Genomic DNA, 393 nt, shown 5'->3' on the forward strand with positions numbered 1-393 from the left:
GCACCAGCGGGCAGGTGCCGGAGAGCGGGCCGGCCGAGGCGGGATCGTGCACCAGCGCGATGTCGACCTTGCGCGGCGACTTCTCGACCGTCGCGGCGAGCTGTTCGCCGGCGCCGATCACCTGGTCGGCGACGGCGGCGGTGAGGCCGCTGCCGGCCGGTGAGGTCTCCTTGTCCGGAGTGAAGCGGGGGTCGCCGATGCCGGCGATGGTCAGCCCGCCCACCGTCGTGATCGAGTTGTTCAGCACAATCGCGTTCGGCTGCTGGGCCACCGCGGCGGCGGTGCGCGGCGAGTCGTGGTTGCCGCGGATGAACACGTACGGCTTCTTGAGCAGGCCGATCGAGCCGACGAAGGACGCCTCCGGCTCGCTGCCCCAGTCGGTCATGTCGCCGG

1 protein-coding gene is annotated in these 393 nt (G+C 72.0%); it reads right to left on the bottom strand.

Translation table 11 applies throughout. From position 1 onward, the window contains the following. A partial coding sequence (locus tag KBX39_RS32970) for a metallophosphoesterase (protein ID WP_247660847.1) occupies nt 1–393 on the bottom strand: 393 nt, incomplete at both ends.

The sequence above is a fragment of the Micromonospora sp. D75 genome (genome assembly GCF_018070405.1).
Taxonomy (GTDB): domain Bacteria; phylum Actinomycetota; class Actinomycetes; order Mycobacteriales; family Micromonosporaceae; genus Micromonospora; species Micromonospora chalcea.